This window comes from Undibacterium sp. Di26W (assembly GCF_049340265.1).
In the GTDB taxonomy this organism is placed as follows: Bacteria; Pseudomonadota; Gammaproteobacteria; order Burkholderiales; family Burkholderiaceae_D; genus Undibacterium.
In genome coordinates, this window is the sequence record NZ_JBMPOR010000007.1 from 190,090 (window position 1) to 206,562 (window position 16,473).

Here is a 16,473-nt window from a genome sequence, read left to right on the forward strand (position 1 = left end):
AAAAGCCGCTGATCAGCGGCTTTTTGCATTAAAGTAGTCAGACTTCAATCCAACTTATGGCAGGAGGTTTTGAGTAAGCGTAACGAGTAGTGCTAGCGACCTGTAGATTATTCTTACAAAAGAAACTTTTGTGGTGTCGTGCTTAAAATATCAGTACGATTTCCATACTTAAATACCTTTAACGACCTTGCAATTTTCTTTTCGTCTGTCAAAGCGTCTAATTGCGTTTCAGTTTTTAAGACTACAGGCCTATTGGGCTATAGCGCTCCATTTTACTATCGTTGCTCGAACCTGAAGATCGAATAGCCTATACACAAACAATGGTTTTGTTATTCGAGCAGACTTAATACTTTGTAAGTAACGCTGGTATTACCAGCTTCGACAATTTCAAAACGCGCCCCTTTGTAGCCTACAACGCGCCCCTGCGACAGGTCGTATTTTAGTTCCTGAGTAAAAGCGGGCCGTGCAAGATTATCCTTAAATTCGCGATATATAAATGTAACGGTGTTCTGAGAAACTCCACTGTAGACAATTTCCCGACGGAAACTCTCAGGCGTAAAATGAACAATCTCCTTTGGTATATAAGCTACAGGCTTGACACCGTAGTGATAGCTCAAAGCAAAGTGATATATGACTGCTGGTCGATTTTTGTCTTTAGGTACGAAAACGCCAGCACGGTCACTTGACGGAACCGATTGTCCCAACATCGAATAATCAGCATTACCTTGGTAATAATCACCGTCTTGACCTGTCGAATGCAGCTCAAAATCGCCAGCCATCACCCTTGTGGTGCCCGGTGGGTTGACCGATTCTGATACAGCCTCGGCCAAGGAAATTCCGCGAATACGCGAAATATATTCTTTTGAAATAATCGACTCGCCGATTTCAGCTTTGCCAACAACATTTAACTCTGGTGAATGTCGTGCTTCGATAGTGGCGCGAACCTGCCGGACAGGTGGTGCGACGGTTGCGCAACCGCTTAAGAAGGCGGCGATCATCAGGGGGGCAACGACATTTCTTTTCTGTAGGAGGCCAGTGAACATGGGGTAATTTTCTATGTTTAATTTGATAAGACGTCTATGATAGTTCAAGTGCTAATCTACGGCAATGGACGGTGTGTTATCTATGGCAACTCGTAGCAAGCTAGCAACCTGTCGGGTGGAATATGCAAAATTTTTTATAGTGCACTGCGCTTAAAACTTGAGCGCGATTTCCTCATTTAAATGCCTTTAGTGATTTTGTAATTTGCTTTTCGTCTACTGTAGGCACTCGCTAGTTTGAGTTAAGAAGCACAGTCGTACAAGCGTACGACGACGAATTTGCAAAAACAGCAGGCTCAAAATCGCCCTCCGCAGTAGCTTAATCAGGGCTTCGACTACATGTTTGGATAATTCGGCCCACCCCCACCTTCAGGCGTCACCCACACGATATTCTGTGTCGGGTCCTTGATATCGCAGGTCTTGCAATGCACGCAGTTTTGCGCATTGATTTGCAGGCGATCTGCACCTTCTTCGGTTTTCACGAATTCATATACGCCAGCCGGGCAATAGCGTGACTCCGGACCCGCGAATTTTGCCAGATTGACGGACACTGGCACATCGGCATTTTTCAATGTCAGATGGATGGGCTGGTCTTCGGCATGATTGGTATTCGAAATGAACACCGATGACAGTCGGTCAAAGCTCAGCTTGCCATCCGGCTTGGGATAAACGATAGGGGTAAATTCTGAAGCAGGGCGCAGGCATTCATGATCTGCCTTGCTGTGATGCAGAGTCCACGGTGCCTTGCCGCGCAACACCACCTGATCCAGCCACACCAGCGGTGAGCCATAAGTGCCACGCTTCAGCAATGCTTTGACGTTGCGTGCGGTGTACAGCTCTTCATGCAGCCAGGATTGTTCAAACGCCGTCGAATAGCTGCTCAGTTCATCATGCTGGCGACTGGCTGACACTGCTTCAAAGGCGGCGGTCGCTGCCAGCATGCCAGTCTTGATAGCGGCATGGCTGCCCTTGATACGGCTCATGTTCAGGAAACCGGCATCACAACCTATCAGTGCACCACCCGGGAACACCAGCTTAGGCAGGGATTGCAAGCCACCGGCAGTAATCGCCCGTGCACCATAAGAAATACGCTTGCCACCTTCAAAGAAAGTGCGGATTGCTGGATGGGTCTTGAAGCGCTGGAATTCTTCGTAGGGTGACAGGTAAGGGTTTGCATAGGCGAGGCCGACAACATAACCCACGGCCACCAGATTGTCTTCCAGATGATAAAGGAAAGAGCCGCTGTACTGATCCATCAAAGGCCAGCCTGTCGTATGCACGACCAGACCTGCTTGATGTTGCTTGGGATCGATTTCCCACAATTCCTTGATACCTATGCTATAGGATTGCGGGTCTTTGCCCTTGTTCAAGTCATATTTGTCGATGACCTGCTTGCCCAGATGGCCACGTGCGCCTTCCGCAAACAGGGTGTATTTCGCGTGCAATTCCATACCCAGCTGGAAAGAGGAAGTAGGCTGGCCGTGACGGTCTACGCCCATATTGCCGGTGGCTACGCCCTTGACCGAGCCATCTTCGTTGTACAGAACTTCTGCCGCAGCAAAACCGGGGAAGACTTCCACGCCCAGCGCTTCAGCCTGCTGAGCCAGCCAGCGCGTCACATTGGCCAGCGAGACGATGTAGTTACCATGATTTTCGAAACAGGCTGGCAGTGCCCAGTTGGGGGTGCGATAGGCTTTCTTCTCAGTCAGTATCAAGACGCGGTCTTCGGTGACTGCTGTATTCAGGGGCGCGCCCATTTCCTTCCAGTTGGGAAAGAGTTCGGTCAGTGCCTTGGGGTCCATGACGGCACCAGAAAGGATATGCGCGCCAGGCTCGCCGCCTTTTTCCAGTACGCAGACTGAGACCTCGGTGCCTTTTTCTGCCGCCAGTTGCTTCAGTTTGATGGCCGCCGACAAACCAGCCGGGCCACCACCGACGACGACGACATCATATTCCATTGCGTCGCGAGGGCCGTATTGCTCAAGTATGCTTTGTGTCATGGCTATTTTCACTTTCTGAAGATTTTCGAACGAGCGTGCTTATTTGTTTTCAGCATGTTATCTGCTGTAGATGTATTTCGCAAGCGAGGGTGTACTCCAAAAATTTTTCTTAGAATCTGTTTACGATCTTACTGCGCGAGCGTGATCGGGGCTCATGTGCTGCTCAAAATGCTCATGTACTAGAGTACATTCCGCTTTTTGCGCTGCGTTTTTGTTACCCTTACCCCGCTGACGCTCGCTACAGATCGTAAGCAGCTTCTTATTGGCGCACGAAATACACCGGATTATCGCAGAGCCAACTTTGGGATGCACCAAGATCATGTGAATTAGCAGGAAAATTTCTGTAAAAATCTTCAACTAATTCAAATCCATACAACACAAGCATAATCTCTATGTCATCATAGCGGCTAGATAGAGTAGTAAGCTTATTCCAATTATTAGCGGAGAATCAGATGGGCATAGAAGTCAATTTCGAAGGCAAAATAGCGTTGATAACTGGCGCTTCCAGTGGTCTTGGTGCACGCTTTGCCAAAATTCTGGCACAGGCCGGCGCACAGGTCGTGCTGGCATCGCGTCGTATAGACAGACTAAAAGAATTACGTGCCGAAATCGAATCAGAAGGTGGTGCCGCGCATGTGGTGGCGCTGGACGTGACCGACTATGGCAGCATCAAATCAGCGATTGCCCATGCCGAGACAGAGGCCGGTCCGATTGACATCCTGATCAATAATTCCGGTGTGTCGACTACGCAACGCCTGGTTGACGTGACGCCGGATGATTATGCCTATGTAATGGACACCAACCAGCGCGGTGCCTTCTTTGTGGCACAGGAAGCTGCCAAGCGCATGATAGCCCGTCATAAGGGTGACCCTAAAAAACAGCATCGCATCATCAATATTGCCTCGGTCGCCGGTCTGCGCGTGCTGCCACAGATAGGCATTTACTGCATGAGCAAGGCAGCGGTCGTGCATATGACCAAGGCCATGGCAGTGGAGTGGGGCAAGTACGGCATCAATGTGAACGCGATTTGCCCTGGCTATATTTCTACAGAAATCAATTCAGACTATTTTGCTACCGAGGCCGGCCAGAAACTGGTCGAGATGCTGCCAAGAAAACGCGTAGGCACACCGGAAGACCTGGATGGCCTGCTGCTTTTGCTGGCGGCTGAAGAATCACGCTTCCTGAATGGCGCAATCGTCACTGCCGATGATGGTATGAGCGTGCAATGATAGAGGCTAAGGTAACGGAAAAGAAACTGGTCTATACCGTCACCATCCCCATACGATGGGGCGATATGGATGCCATGGGTCACGTTAACAATACCGTGTATTTTCGCTATATGGAGCAGGCGCGCATAGAGTGGCTGAGCATGATGGGGTGCCAGCCGGATGAACAGGGTAATGGCCCCGTCATCGTGAATGCCTATTGCACCTTCAAGAAGCCGCTGAAATATCCTGACCAGGTTGAAGTCTGTACCTATATTGGCGAAGCAGGGCGCAGCAGCTTTGAAACCATACAGGAAATGCGCTCGGTCGGTGACGGTTACGCCCTGTATGCAGAAGGTGGTGCCAAGGTGGTCTGGGTGGCGGCAGAGACAGGTAAATCCGTCAGCCTGCCAGAATCGATCAAGCAAAAGCTGGGCGAAATCAAGGTCGCAAAACGTAAAAAATAAGACCAGGTGGATTATTGCACGCGCCTTGTTTCAGGTGCCCCGGTTCAACGTATGATGCCGAGTAGCTTGTGTACCAGCTCACTGGATGTCGCTGAATTGAACTTGCGCATCAGCTTGGCTCTGTGCATTTCTACTGTCCGGGGACTGAGGTCGATCTGGCGTGCAATCAGCTTGCTGGTTTTACCTTCCACCAGTAGTGCGGCAATTTCGCGTTCACGTGGGGTCAGTTCGGCAGTCACAGGGCGTTTGGCGCTCAGGTCTTCAAAAGTCCAGATGCCAGCGGCGTGCGGATCGTCCTTGTTCAATCCCCGTCCTGATACGTGGCACCAGAACAGTTCCTGGTTGACGCGTTTCATGATGCGTTCATCAGAGTAGTAGCCTTTGGCATTCATGATGGGGGTAATACGGGCACCGGTACGCTCAAATTCGTCGGGGCTGGGATACAGCACCAGAAAAGACTGACCCAGCAATTCGTCGTTTTGATAGCCAAACATTTTCGCCAGGTCATTATTACAGGCATGAATGATGCGGTTCTGCGACACGCACATACCGACAGGCGCATGTTGAAATATGGATTCAAAATCTATGGGCTGTACGACATTCATTTCCACGATCCGCTGACAGGGTTGTAGTAAAGGCGTATTTTTACGGTATTGCGCAGTATAACGCAGCATCATATCCTGTAAGAACCTGTTTACGATCTTACTGCGCGAGCGTGATCGGGGCTCATGCGCTGCTCAAAATGCTCATGTACTTAGTGTACATTCCGCTTTTTGCGCGGCTCTTCACCCCGCTGACGCTCGCTCGCTACAGATCGTAAACACGTTCTGAGACTAATGATTTGTAGGGTGCTTTGCCGCATTTGCAGAGACCAAAGACAAAAGAAATATCGATTTAAAACCTGGAGAGGGAGACATTATGGACAAAGTTTATCCTGACGCTGCCAGCGCGCTGGCAGGTGTGATCAAGGATGGTCAGACCATCGCCGTAGGCGGCTTTGGCCTGTGCGGTATACCCGAGGCACTGATCGCTGCCCTGCGTGATTCTGGTGTCAAAGAACTGACTGCCATTTCGAATAATGCTGGCGTGGATGGATTTGGTTTAGGCCAGTTGCTGACCACCCGCCAGATCAAGAAAATGATTTCATCCTATGTCGGTGAAAACAAGGAATTTGAACGTCAGTACCTGGCTGGCGAGCTCGAACTGGAATTCACCCCGCAAGGCACGCTGGCAGAAAAGCTGCGCGCAGGTGGCGCCGGTATCCCGGCTTTCTTCACCAAGACGGGGGTCGGCACCATTGTGGCCGACGGCAAGGAAATCCGTGAGTTTGATGGCCAAAAATACGTGATGGAGCGTTCGCTGGTATCCGACGTATCCCTGGTCAAGGCCTGGAAGGCCGACAAGGCCGGTAATCTGGTCTATCGCAAGACAGCGCGCAACTTTAACCCGAATGTGGCGATGGCTGGCAAGATCACTGTGGCAGAGGTTGAAGTACTGGTCGAAATCGGTGAGCTCGATCCGGATGAAGTCCACACACCGGGTATTTTCGTGCAGCGCATTGTGGTCAATGCCAATCCGGAAAAACGTATAGAACAGCGTACCGTACGCCCTTCGAAATAAACCGAGCAGGAGACAAGACATGGCATGGAATCGTGATGAAATGGCTGCACGTGCAGCGCAGGAATTGCAAGACGGTTTTTACGTCAATCTGGGCATAGGCTTGCCGACCATGGTCGCCAACCATGTACCAGAAGGCATGGAAGTCTGGCTGCAATCCGAAAACGGCTTATTGGGCATAGGCCCTTTCCCAACGGAAGAAGAAGTAGACCCCGACATGATCAATGCCGGCAAGCAAACCGTAACGACCTTGCCGGGTTCATCGATATTCAGCTCGGCTGATTCTTTCGCCATGATACGCGGCGGCAAGATCAACCTGGCTATTCTGGGGGCGATGCAGGTCAGCGAACATGGTGATCTGGCCAACTGGATGATCCCTGGCAAAATGGTCAAGGGCATGGGTGGTGCGATGGACCTGGTGGCTGGTGTGGGCCGCGTCGTGGTCTTGATGGAGCATGTTGCCAAAGGTGATGTCCACAAGATTCTGAAAGCCTGCAATCTGCCTTTGACTGGCGTTGCCGTGGTCAACCGCATTATCACTGACCTGGGGGTGATTGATGTGACGCCTGCCGGTTTGAAACTGGTCGAACTGGCGACAGGTGTCAGCAAGGAAGAAATCATTGCCAAAACCGAAGCTGTAATCGATGTCAGTGGCGTGGCCTGAACCTGGGGTACAACCCAACCGAACTAAAGTAAGCAACTGAGTAACCCACTAAGTGACCCACTTAGTGACTCACTTAGTGATCCACTTAAAACAAAAAGCCGATGTCAGAAACATCGGCTTTTTGTTTATCTGCACAAAGCGTGCAGGATTTATTTTTTCTGTTGCATGACAAAGGGTTTGACGTCGCCACAATCGCTGCCCATCCACTTGCCCGTGGTTTCCGTATGGTGCGAAAACGGCTTGCCGTGAGAGACTCCCTTGAAATCATAAACGGAGGTCAGGCTGTCGGAAGTAAAGGTGCCCTTGACGTTACCTGTGCCCTTCATTTCCGGCATGTCGCAGACGATTTCCGCAGTATAGCTATTGCCAGAGCGGGAAAAACCCTTGTTCTGGCATTGCTGTTCACGACCACTTGAAGGTGGCTTGTCCTGATCCACCATTTCCTTGGTAAAGCAGACTTTTTGTAGCATCGCACCATCATTTTGAATTTCAGGCATTTTGATGCCCATCTGCTTCATTTTTTCCAGTTGTTCCGGCGGGATTTTAGGCATGGCCTTCATGGCATCTGACTTGATCGTCATTTCCCACAGGCCGGGTTTCATTTTATCTGCGGCAAGGCAGGTTCCGGTCATGATGAGAAGGGCAGAAATGCTTACCAGGCGTACAAAAAACTGCATGAGGGGCTCCCGTTTCGACAGTGTTATCGCACTATACATCTGAAAAAAGGGCGGCGAAAGCAAAAAATACAAGCATGGGCAAGGTAATTCCAAAAAATCCTCTTTGCCCGGGATAGCTTGCGTTGTTAGTGGGAGTTAGTGGTAAGTACCAGCCACATTTTGTTAAAAAAACATGCCTTTACACAGTTAACAATGATTTTAAGCGTAACGAACGGTAAAATGGAGGCCATCTTCATTAGTAAAAATACTGTTCACAGGAATAAATCATGCAGGCAAGACGCAAATCAGTGCAATGTATCTCGCCTACCGGCTTGCATACCATGTCCTACAAAGAGTGGGGTGACCCGCAGAATTCCAGAGTGTTAATTTGCGTGCACGGCGTGACTCGTGTCGCCGATGACTTTGATGCCCTGGCTGCCGAGCTGTGCCAGCATTACCGGGTAGTGTGTCCCGATGTGGTCGGACGTGGCTATTCCGGGCATCTGCGCAACCCCATGCATTACCAGATTCCGCAATACGTCAGTGATATGGTGACCCTGTTGGCAAGGCTGGAAGCGGACACGGTACACTGGTTTGGTACCTCCATGGGCGGCCTGATAGGCATGAGCCTCGCGAGTTTGCCGGATAATCCTATCAGCAAACTGATCCTGAATGATGTGGGGCCGGTGCTGAATCCCGACGCCCTGGCCAGGATAGGTGATTACATAGGGCAGGATGTGCGCTTTGCGACGTTTGAAGAAGCGCAAGCTTACATCAAAGCGATATCCATCTCTTTTGGTCCGCATACGCCAGACCAGTGGGAAAAGCTGGCCCGGGATGTGCTACGTCAAAATGAGCAGGGGCAATGGGTGCGACACTATGACCTCGGCCTGGCCCAGCCGTTCAAGACCAGCACGCCGGAAATGGTTGCCGTTGCCCAGACCATGCTGTGGACAGCGTATGATGCAATACAGTGCCCGACTTTGCTGGTGCGCGGTAGCGAATCAGATTTGCTGACGACTGAGTCAGCGGCAGCAATGACACAGCGCGGCCCACGGGCAAAGTTGGTGGAGTTTGCGGGGGTAGGGCATGCGCCGACATTTGTGCAGCCGGATCAGATTGCCGTTGCGGTTGATTTTTTGTTGAATCAGGTTTGAATATAAAAATGAGTATCCAGAGATTTCATGTAGGTCCACGCTTGTCAGAAACTGCGGTATTCAACCGGGTCGTCTATCTTGCAGGCCAGGTGCCGGATGATGCGACACAGGGAATAGAAGGCCAGACTGAACAAGTGCTGGCCCATGTAGACCGTTTGCTGGCCGAAGCCGGCAGCGACAAGACGCGTATTTTAAGTTGCCAGATATTTTTGTCAGACATTACATTGATTAGCGCCATGAACCAGGTGTGGGATGCATGGGTAGCCGAAGGCAATTCACCACCACGTGCAACGGTGCAAGCCAAACTGGCGAAGCCTGAATGGCTGATCGAGATCGTCGTTACCGCAGCACAGAAATAAATCATATGGTATCAATTTCGACTACAGCTTCCGAAGCAGCGCTGCTCGAAGGTTTGTCAGATACAGATGCGGAGCGAGTCATCGCTGCGCTGGAATATGTCACGCCCCTGTATGCGAATAAATGCGTAGTGACAGAGCAGAATGCCTTGCAGTTTGTCAGCGGTGTAGTAGCCACGCTGGCGATGCTGCGTACCGATGTTGATACCCGCATTGCCGCCATCCTGTTTGAATTGCCGGAACTGAATCCGATCGCGGCCGAGCAGATAGAAATCCGCTTCGGCAAGGAAATTGCCGACCTGGTGACTGGCATACGTCGCCTGATGAAATTGCGTGAAGCTGCCTTGACACAGCGTGATGTAGGGCGCGGCAAGGATGCGGCAGAAAAAGCTGCAACCCAGATGGAAACCTTGCGCAAGATGGTGCTGGCCATGGCCACCGATATGCGTGTCGTCCTGGTGCGGCTGGCATCGCGCGTGACTACCCTGCGTTATTTTGCCGAATGCAAGCGCGAAGACGGTGCTGCCCAGCAGTATGCGAGCGAAACTATGGATTTATATGCGCCGCTGGCGAATCGTCTCGGTGTGTGGCAATTGAAATGGGAACTGGAAGACCTGTCTTTCCGTTTCCTCGAGCCGCAGCAATACAAGCGCATTGCCAAGATGCTGGAAGAAAAACGCATGGAGCGTGAAAGCTTCGTCGTCAATGCCATCGCCAGGCTGAACAAAGAATTACAGGCAACTGGCGTCAAGGCCGAAGTCACCGGTCGCCCCAAACATATATACAGTATCTGGAAAAAAATGAAGGGCAAGTCCGTCGATTTTGACGAACTGTATGATGTCCGTGCCTTCCGCGTGATTGTCGACGACATCAAGGATTGCTATACCGTTTTGGGTATCGTCCACAATGCCTGGGCACCGATACCCAAAGAGTTTGACGATTATATTTCGCGTCCCAAGCCGAATGGCTACAAGTCTTTGCACACGGTGGTCGTGGTGGAAGATGGCAGGCCGCTGGAAGTGCAGATACGCACGCGCGAAATGCATCAGTTTGCCGAATATGGCGTAGCTGCTCATTGGCGCTACAAAGAGTCGGGCGGTTCGAATTTTTCAGCACAGGAATACGATGAAAAAATTGCCTGGCTCAGGCAATTGCTGGCCTGGAAAACGGATGTCGCCGATGTCGTCGTCGAGCAAGAAGAATTGCAACGCGAATGGGTGGAAAAACTCAAGGCAGCCAGTCTCGATGACAGGATTTATGTACTGACACCACAAGCTAGGGTCATCGAATTGCCATGCAATTCAACCCCGGTGGATTTTGCTTATCACCTGCATACGGATGTCGGGCACCGTTGCCGCGGGGCGCGTGTCGATAACATCATGGTGCCGCTGAATACACCCTTGAAGAACGGCCAGACGGTAGAAATCATTACCCTGAAAGTTGGCTCGCCACAGACCGGCCCTTCCCGTGACTGGCTGACTACCGAGTATTCTGCCAGTACCCGTACCCGTACCAAAATCCGCGCCTGGTTCAATACCATCGATCAGGAAGAAACCCTGTCTTCAGGTCGTGCCCTGGTTGAAAAAACCTTGCAGCGTGAAGGCAAGACTGCTGTCAATCTGGAAGAGCTGGCACGCAAGCTGGGCTTTGCTGAAGTCAATGAGCTGTTTTTATCGGTCGGCAAGGATGAATTCAGTCTGCGCCAGATTGAAACGGTGTTGCGTGAAAATGTCGTCGAGGCAGAACCGGAAGAAGTCAGTTTCACCAACAAGAGTCGCGCATCCAGCGTGACGCAGGGTGCCAAATCCGGTGTGCTGGTGGTGGGTACGGAAGGCTTGATGACACAACTGGCACGTTGCTGCAAGCCGGCACCACCAGATGATATCGTCGGCTTCGTTACCCGTGGCAAGGGTGTATCCATCCACCGGCTGAGTTGCAAGAATTTCGCAGAAATGCGCAACAAGGCACCGGAGCGTGTAATCCAGACCACCTGGGGTGATCACGGCAAGGACACGGTGTATCCCGTGGATATTTTTGTGTTGGCACAAGATCGCCAGGGTTTGCTGCGGGATATTTCGGAAGTGTTTTCCCGCGAAAAAATCAATGTGATCGGCGTCAATACCCAAAGCGCCAAGTCACAGGCCAGGATGTCATTCACGGTTGAAATCGGCGGTACCACGCAGTTGCAAAAAGCATTGACGGTGCTGCATGAAGTCAGTGGTGTGCTGGAAGTAAGGCGGAATTAAAATGCATGCTGGATACCTCAGTTACTGAAGCATCCAGCATGGCAAGCCTTAATCCTGAAATTCTTCCAGTTCATCCACCTCCGCCTGCAGGGTAATGTGGTCAATTTTATGTTTGCTCAGCAGCATGGCCTTGACGCTTTCCAGTATGCGCGGCCAGGCGCTCAGGTCTTCGATTTCCAGATGGCCTATCAGGGCCGGGAAGCCGGGTGACATTTCCCATACGTGCAGGTCATGTACTGACAGCACGCCATTGATGGCTTCCAGGTCAGCGCCAATTTGCACGTAATCAATATTGTGCGGCACGCCTTCCATCAGGAAGTGGTAAGACTCGCTCAATACCGCCAGCGTGGATTTAAGGATCAGCAGGGACACAAAAATCGACAGCAGGGGATCAATCTGCATCCAGCCTGTCAGGTAAATGACGGCACCGGATACGATGGCTGCCACCGATCCCAGCAAATCCCCCATGACATGCACCAGGGCGGCTTTGGTGTTGACGCTTTCCTTGTCGTGTGACAATACCCATGCAACCACGATATTGATGGCCAGGCCTATGCCTGCCACCAGCATGACGGTGCCACCTTGTACTGTTTCTGGCGTGGAAAAGCGTTGTACGGCTTCTTTGATGATCCAGGCAATCACACCCAGCATGACCAGGCCATTGACAAAGGCTGCCAGTGCTTCTGCACGGCCAAAGCCAAATGAATTTTTTGCCGTCGGCGGGCGTTTTGCAATGATCTGCGCCAGCAGTGCCAGGCCCAGCGCAGCAGCATCGGTCACCATGTGACCGGCATCGGATATCAGGGCCAGTGAGTTGGATAAGAAGCCGAACACCACTTCCACGCCGGCAAAACTCAGGGTCAGGCCGAGTGCCCAGGCGAGTATCTTTTGGCTGCGGTTTTCAAAATAATGCCGGTGTTCGGCGTCACCACGGCGGTGATCGTGTAAATGCTCGCTTTTGCTGTGGGCGTGATAGGGCATGTCTATGATGGCTTGCTGAATGGATAGATATTGGACAGATATGCCATAGTGTAGCCGAAGTGGGGATTTGGGCGCTTGGGAAATAAGTCCTGAGTAGTGGATCAGGTCAACATGCTCTGGTTAGGGGCTGGTTACGGACCGGTTTTCGCGCTTGCTTCTTGAGCGGCGTAAATTTTTTAGGGCAGGGGACTAGTAATTTTCCGGAAGTCTCTGCTATACTCTCGTTTCTTTAGGCGCGTAGCTCAGCTGGTTAGAGCACTACCTTGACATGGTAGGGGTCGTTGGTTCGAGTCCAATCGTGCCTACCAAAGATTTTAAAATTATTAAAACATTATAGTTAAGAGCGAGAAAGGCATCCTTGGTTATGACACCGCGAACTACCACGAAACTGGTTTGGGAGCGACTCTAGTCGAGGATACTTTTCGTTTGTAACAAACTGAAAAAGCACGGCTAGCCGTGCTTTTTTTTCGTCTGCGTTTTTTAGACTTATTTTTTATCTCAATTTTTTTTGTATTTTTCCGCTTTGGAGAGTGACATGGTTTCAGTAAAACTTCCTGATGGTTCGCAACGACAATTCGATGCGCCGGTAACGGTGGCGCAAGTTGCTGCCAGCATCGGTGCTGGCCTGGCAAAAGCTGCTCTGGCTGGACGCGTCAATGGCAAACTGGTCGATACCTCGCATCTGATCGATGCGGATGCGGATCTGGCCATCGTCACCGACAAGGATGCAGATGGCCTGGAAGTGATACGTCACTCCACCGCCCACTTGCTGGCGTATGCTGTCAAGGAATTGTACCCAGACGCGCAGGTCACTATTGGTCCTGTCATCGAAAACGGTTTCTACTATGACTTTTCTTACAAGCGCCCATTCACACCAGACGATCTGGTGGCAATAGAAAAGAAAATGGCTGAACTGGCGAAAAAAGACGAGCCAGTCACACGTAAGGTATTGCCACGTGATGAAGCAGTTGCCTACTTCAAATCCATAGGCGAAGCCTATAAGGCCGAGATTATAGAATCCATTCCTGCTGACCAGGACGTGTCTTTGTACACGGAAGGCAATTTCACTGACCTGTGCCGTGGTCCGCACGTGCCATCCACTGGCAAGCTGAAAGTATTCAAGCTGATGAAACTGGCTGGTGCTTACTGGCGCGGCGATTCCAAAAACGAGATGCTGCAACGTGTCTATGGCACTGCTTTTGCCAGGAAGGAAGATCAGGAAGCCTACCTGCATATGCTGGAAGAGGCTGAAAAGCGTGATCACCGCAAGCTCGGCAAGGCACTGGACCTGTTTCACTTCCAGGATGAAGCACCGGGCCTGGTATTCTGGCATGCAAAGGGCTGGACTATCTGGCAACAGGTAGAGCAATACATGCGCAAGGTGTATCAGGATTGCGGTTATCAGGAAGTGAAGGGGCCACAAATCCTCGACAGCAGCCTGTGGGGCAAGACTGGTCACTGGGATAACTACAAAGACAATATGTTTGTCACCGAGTCGGAAAACCGCGTTTATGCCTTGAAACCGATGAATTGCCCTGGCCACGTGCAGATTTTCAATTCCGGCATGAAGAGTTATCGTGACCTGCCTTTGCGTTTTGGCGAATTCGGTCAATGTCACCGCAATGAACCATCTGGTGCCTTGCACGGCATCATGCGTGTACGTGGCTTTACCCAGGATGATGGTCATATTTTCTGTACAGAAGACCAGATCCAGGCTGAGGTCATGGCTTTCCATCCGCAAGCAATGAAAGTGTATGAAGATTTTGGTTTTGACAAGATTTTCATCAAACTCGCCCTGCGTCCTGAAAATCGCATCGGTAGCGATGAAATTTGGGACAAGGCAGAAGATACCTTGCGTACTGCGCTGCGTTCCTGTGGCGTGGAATGGGAAGAATTGCCGGGCGAGGGTGCTTTCTATGGTCCCAAGATTGAATATCACCTGAAAGACAGCCTGGGTCGCCCATGGCAGGTTGGTACCATGCAGGTCGATTTCTTCATGCCGGGTCGCCTGGGTGCGGAATATGTCGCAGATGACAACAGTCGTAAAGTGCCTATCATGCTGCACCGGGCGATTGTGGGCTCGATGGAGCGTTTCATCGGTATCTTGATAGAAAATCATGCTGCTGCCTTGCCGTTGTGGCTGGCACCGGTGCAAGTTTCAGTCTTGAATATCTCTGAATCGCAGGCTGAATATTCACAATCTGTTGCGGAAATCCTGAAGAAACAAGGGTTTAGAGTGAATACAGATTTGCGTAATGAGAAGATTACCTATAAAATACGCGAGCATTCCATTCAAAAACTGCCATATATCCTCGTGATAGGCGATAAAGAGAGGGATGCCAATACAGTGGCTGTGCGTACGCGTGGCAATCTGGATCTGGGGGTAATGCCTCTGGACGCCTTTATGACTCGTTTGAAAAACGAAGTTGAAACCAAGGTTTAACAGATTAGCAGCGACCCTGTTTTAACAGGGTTGCATAGCTTTTATTATTATTTTTGAAGGAAACTGCAATAGCTACTGACAAGTCACATCGCATCAACGGTGAAATTACAGCGCCTGAAGTGCGCTTATCCGGCGTTGAGAATGAGCCCCTGGGCATCGTGAAACTGAGTGAAGCCTTTCGTTTGGCTGAAGAAGCCAACGTGGATTTGGTGGAAATAGCGCCGACGGCGCAGCCACCGGTTTGCCGTCTGATGGATTACGGCAAATTCAAATACCAGGAGCAGAAAAAAGCTCACGAAGCCAAGCTCAAGCAGAAAGTGATACTGGTCAAGGAAGTCAAATTCCGTCCGGGTACAGATGACGGTGATTACAATATCAAATTGCGTAATCTGGTCAAGTTCCTGGATGATGGCGACAAGACCAAGATTACCCTGCGTTTCCGTGGTCGTGAAATGGCGCATCAGGAAATCGGTATGCGTATGCTGGAGCGTTTGAAGCTTGATCTGGAACAGTATGGCCAGGTTGAACAGTTTCCGAAGATGGAAGGTCGCCAGATGATCATGATCCTGGCACCGAAGAAGAAAAAATAAGTTTCAGCTTATTTGAAACGAAAAAGCAAAAGCAGGTTTTGTGAGGCACGCCTTAGAACTTGTTTACGATCTGTAGCGAGCGAGCGTCAGCGGGATGAAGAGCAGCGCAAAAAGCGGAATGTACTTTAGTACATGAGCATTTTGAGCAGCGCATGAGCCCCGATCACGCTCGCGCTTAAGATCGAAAACAGGTTCTTAGCGGGCATTACGATAGACCCATCTAAAAGTTGGGTCACAATAAGTGAGAAGTAGGCATCCAAGAGTAGCGATCGTTGCTGCCACCTACCATCATATAAAAGTGGAGCTGTCTTAAAAGACAGATAGTACTATGCCAAAAATGAAGACGAAAAGCAGCGCCAAAAAGCGCTTTCGCGTCCGTCCAGGTGGTACCGTTAAACGCGGTCAAGCTTTCAAACGTCACATTCTGACCAAGAAAACTACCAAAAACAAACGTCAATTGCGCGGTTCTGTAGGTGTTCATGACACCAACATGGTATCCGTAATGCGCATGATGCCAACAGCTTAACCTCATACTCATTATTTAAGGAGTTATTATGCCTAGAGTAAAACGTGGGGTTACAGCTCGTGCCCGTCATAAGAAAGTTCTCAACCTTGCTAAAGGTTACCGTGGTCGTCGCAGTAAGGTATTCCGTATTGCCAAGCAAGCAGTTATGCGCGCTGGTCAATATGCATACCGCGATCGCCGCAACAAGAAACGTGTATTCCGCGCTTTGTGGATCACACGTATCAATGCAGCGGCTCGCCAGCATGGCCTGACTTACAGCGTGTTTATGAACGGCCTGAAAAAAGCCGCGATTGAACTCGACCGTAAAGTACTGGCTGACATGGCTGTGACTGACAAACCAGCATTCGCTGCGATTGTTAATCAAGTCAAAGTTAACTTGGCTGCTTAATAGCGGACGAGCAGACTAGCAGACGGTAGTCGTAGCGACTGGTGCAAGCCAGTTGCAAATATCAAGCGGGGCAGAGGTTGAATCCTATGCCCCGTTTTGTTTTCAGATCATTATTTCAGCTTCATGGTAAGCGGGAA

At 50.6% G+C, this 16,473-nt stretch carries 16 protein-coding genes and 1 tRNA gene; 12 read left to right on the forward strand and 5 right to left on the reverse strand.

Translation table 11 applies throughout. The features are described from left to right. Nucleotides 1-329: 329 nt before the first annotated feature. Nucleotides 330-1,043, reverse strand: a complete 714-nt coding sequence (locus ACO0LM_RS11365) for a hypothetical protein (RefSeq protein WP_423037108.1) — start codon at nucleotides 1,041-1,043, stop codon at nucleotides 330-332. A 332-nt stretch (nucleotides 1,044-1,375) separates the two neighbouring features. Next, nucleotides 1,376-2,998 carry an electron transfer flavoprotein-ubiquinone oxidoreductase gene (locus ACO0LM_RS11370; protein WP_423037199.1) on the reverse strand — a complete coding sequence of 541 codons (1,623 nt, stop codon included), beginning with the start codon at nucleotides 2,996-2,998 and terminating at the stop codon, nucleotides 1,376-1,378. Nucleotides 2,999-3,492: 494 nt separating this feature from the next. Between ACO0LM_RS11370 and ACO0LM_RS11375 the strand changes: the two genes are divergently transcribed. Both ACO0LM_RS11375 and ACO0LM_RS11380 read left to right on the forward strand, forming a co-directional pair. Next, complete coding sequence (locus ACO0LM_RS11375; protein ID WP_422986256.1) at nucleotides 3,493-4,269, forward strand: SDR family oxidoreductase; 777 nt, start codon at nucleotides 3,493-3,495, stop codon at nucleotides 4,267-4,269. Next, a complete protein-coding gene (locus ACO0LM_RS11380) occupies nucleotides 4,266-4,712 on the forward strand; it encodes an acyl-CoA thioesterase (protein WP_423037110.1) in 447 nt (148 codons plus the stop codon). The genes ACO0LM_RS11375 and ACO0LM_RS11380 overlap by 4 nt, the downstream gene beginning before the upstream one ends. A 44-nt stretch (nucleotides 4,713-4,756) precedes the next feature. Here the strand turns inward: ACO0LM_RS11380 and ACO0LM_RS11385 are convergent, their stop codons facing one another. Continuing rightward, entirely contained in the window at nucleotides 4,757-5,317 is a 561-nt protein-coding gene (locus ACO0LM_RS11385; protein ID WP_423037112.1) for a LuxR C-terminal-related transcriptional regulator, read from the reverse strand. Nucleotides 5,318-5,630: 313 nt separating this feature from the next. On the opposite strand from ACO0LM_RS11385, the gene ACO0LM_RS11390 reads away from it, so the two are divergent. Then, nucleotides 5,631-6,332, forward strand: coding sequence for a CoA transferase subunit A (locus tag ACO0LM_RS11390; protein WP_422986260.1), 702 nt, complete (start codon nucleotides 5,631-5,633; stop codon nucleotides 6,330-6,332). Nucleotides 6,333-6,351: 19 nt separating this feature from the next. Beyond that, a complete protein-coding gene (locus ACO0LM_RS11395; RefSeq protein ID WP_423037114.1) occupies nucleotides 6,352-6,993 on the forward strand; it encodes a CoA transferase subunit B in 642 nt (213 codons plus the stop codon). Nucleotides 6,994-7,142: 149 nt separating this feature from the next. Here the strand turns inward: ACO0LM_RS11395 and ACO0LM_RS11400 are convergent, their stop codons facing one another. Further along, nucleotides 7,143-7,670, reverse strand: a complete 528-nt coding sequence (locus tag ACO0LM_RS11400; RefSeq protein WP_423037116.1) for a DUF3617 domain-containing protein — start codon at nucleotides 7,668-7,670, stop codon at nucleotides 7,143-7,145. Nucleotides 7,671-7,936: 266 nt separating this feature from the next. Here ACO0LM_RS11400 and ACO0LM_RS11405 point away from each other — a divergent pair, with 266 nt between their 5' ends. The 3 genes from ACO0LM_RS11405 to ACO0LM_RS11415 are packed head-to-tail and all read left to right on the forward strand — an operon-like array spanning nucleotide 7,937 to nucleotide 11,408. Beyond that, nucleotides 7,937-8,806 carry an alpha/beta fold hydrolase gene (locus ACO0LM_RS11405; RefSeq protein ID WP_423037118.1) on the forward strand — a complete coding sequence of 290 codons (870 nt, stop codon included), beginning with the start codon at nucleotides 7,937-7,939 and terminating at the stop codon, nucleotides 8,804-8,806. 8 nt (nucleotides 8,807-8,814) lie between these two features. Beyond that, nucleotides 8,815-9,165 (forward strand): RidA family protein, encoded by a 351-nt coding sequence (locus ACO0LM_RS11410; protein WP_423037120.1) that lies wholly within the window; start codon nucleotides 8,815-8,817, stop codon nucleotides 9,163-9,165. Between the two features lie 5 nt (nucleotides 9,166-9,170). After that, nucleotides 9,171-11,408, forward strand: coding sequence for a RelA/SpoT family protein (locus tag ACO0LM_RS11415; protein ID WP_423037122.1), 2,238 nt, complete (start codon nucleotides 9,171-9,173; stop codon nucleotides 11,406-11,408). A gap of 48 nt (nucleotides 11,409-11,456) precedes the next feature. Here the strand turns inward: ACO0LM_RS11415 and ACO0LM_RS11420 are convergent, their stop codons facing one another. Continuing rightward, nucleotides 11,457-12,389 (reverse strand): cation diffusion facilitator family transporter, encoded by a 933-nt coding sequence (locus tag ACO0LM_RS11420; protein ID WP_423037124.1) that lies wholly within the window; start codon nucleotides 12,387-12,389, stop codon nucleotides 11,457-11,459. A 231-nt stretch (nucleotides 12,390-12,620) separates the two neighbouring features. On the opposite strand from ACO0LM_RS11420, the gene ACO0LM_RS11425 reads away from it, so the two are divergent. From ACO0LM_RS11425 to rplT, 5 genes are all read left to right on the forward strand, one after another. Then, nucleotides 12,621-12,697 (forward strand) — tRNA-Val (locus ACO0LM_RS11425). A gap of 227 nt (nucleotides 12,698-12,924) precedes the next feature. Next, nucleotides 12,925-14,832 carry a threonine--tRNA ligase gene (gene thrS / locus ACO0LM_RS11430; RefSeq protein WP_423037126.1) on the forward strand — a complete coding sequence of 636 codons (1,908 nt, stop codon included), beginning with the start codon at nucleotides 12,925-12,927 and terminating at the stop codon, nucleotides 14,830-14,832. A gap of 53 nt (nucleotides 14,833-14,885) precedes the next feature. After that, nucleotides 14,886-15,422, forward strand: a complete 537-nt coding sequence (gene infC / locus ACO0LM_RS11435; RefSeq protein ID WP_422986273.1) for a translation initiation factor IF-3 — start codon at nucleotides 14,886-14,888, stop codon at nucleotides 15,420-15,422. A gap of 328 nt (nucleotides 15,423-15,750) precedes the next feature. Further along, on the forward strand, nucleotides 15,751-15,948 hold the full coding sequence (rpmI, locus tag ACO0LM_RS11440; protein WP_110253942.1) for a 50S ribosomal protein L35: 198 nt from the start codon (nucleotides 15,751-15,753) through the stop codon (nucleotides 15,946-15,948). A gap of 28 nt (nucleotides 15,949-15,976) precedes the next feature. Then, nucleotides 15,977-16,336, forward strand: coding sequence for a 50S ribosomal protein L20 (rplT, locus tag ACO0LM_RS11445; protein WP_186949063.1), 360 nt, complete (start codon nucleotides 15,977-15,979; stop codon nucleotides 16,334-16,336). Nucleotides 16,337-16,473: the final 137 nt, after the last annotated feature.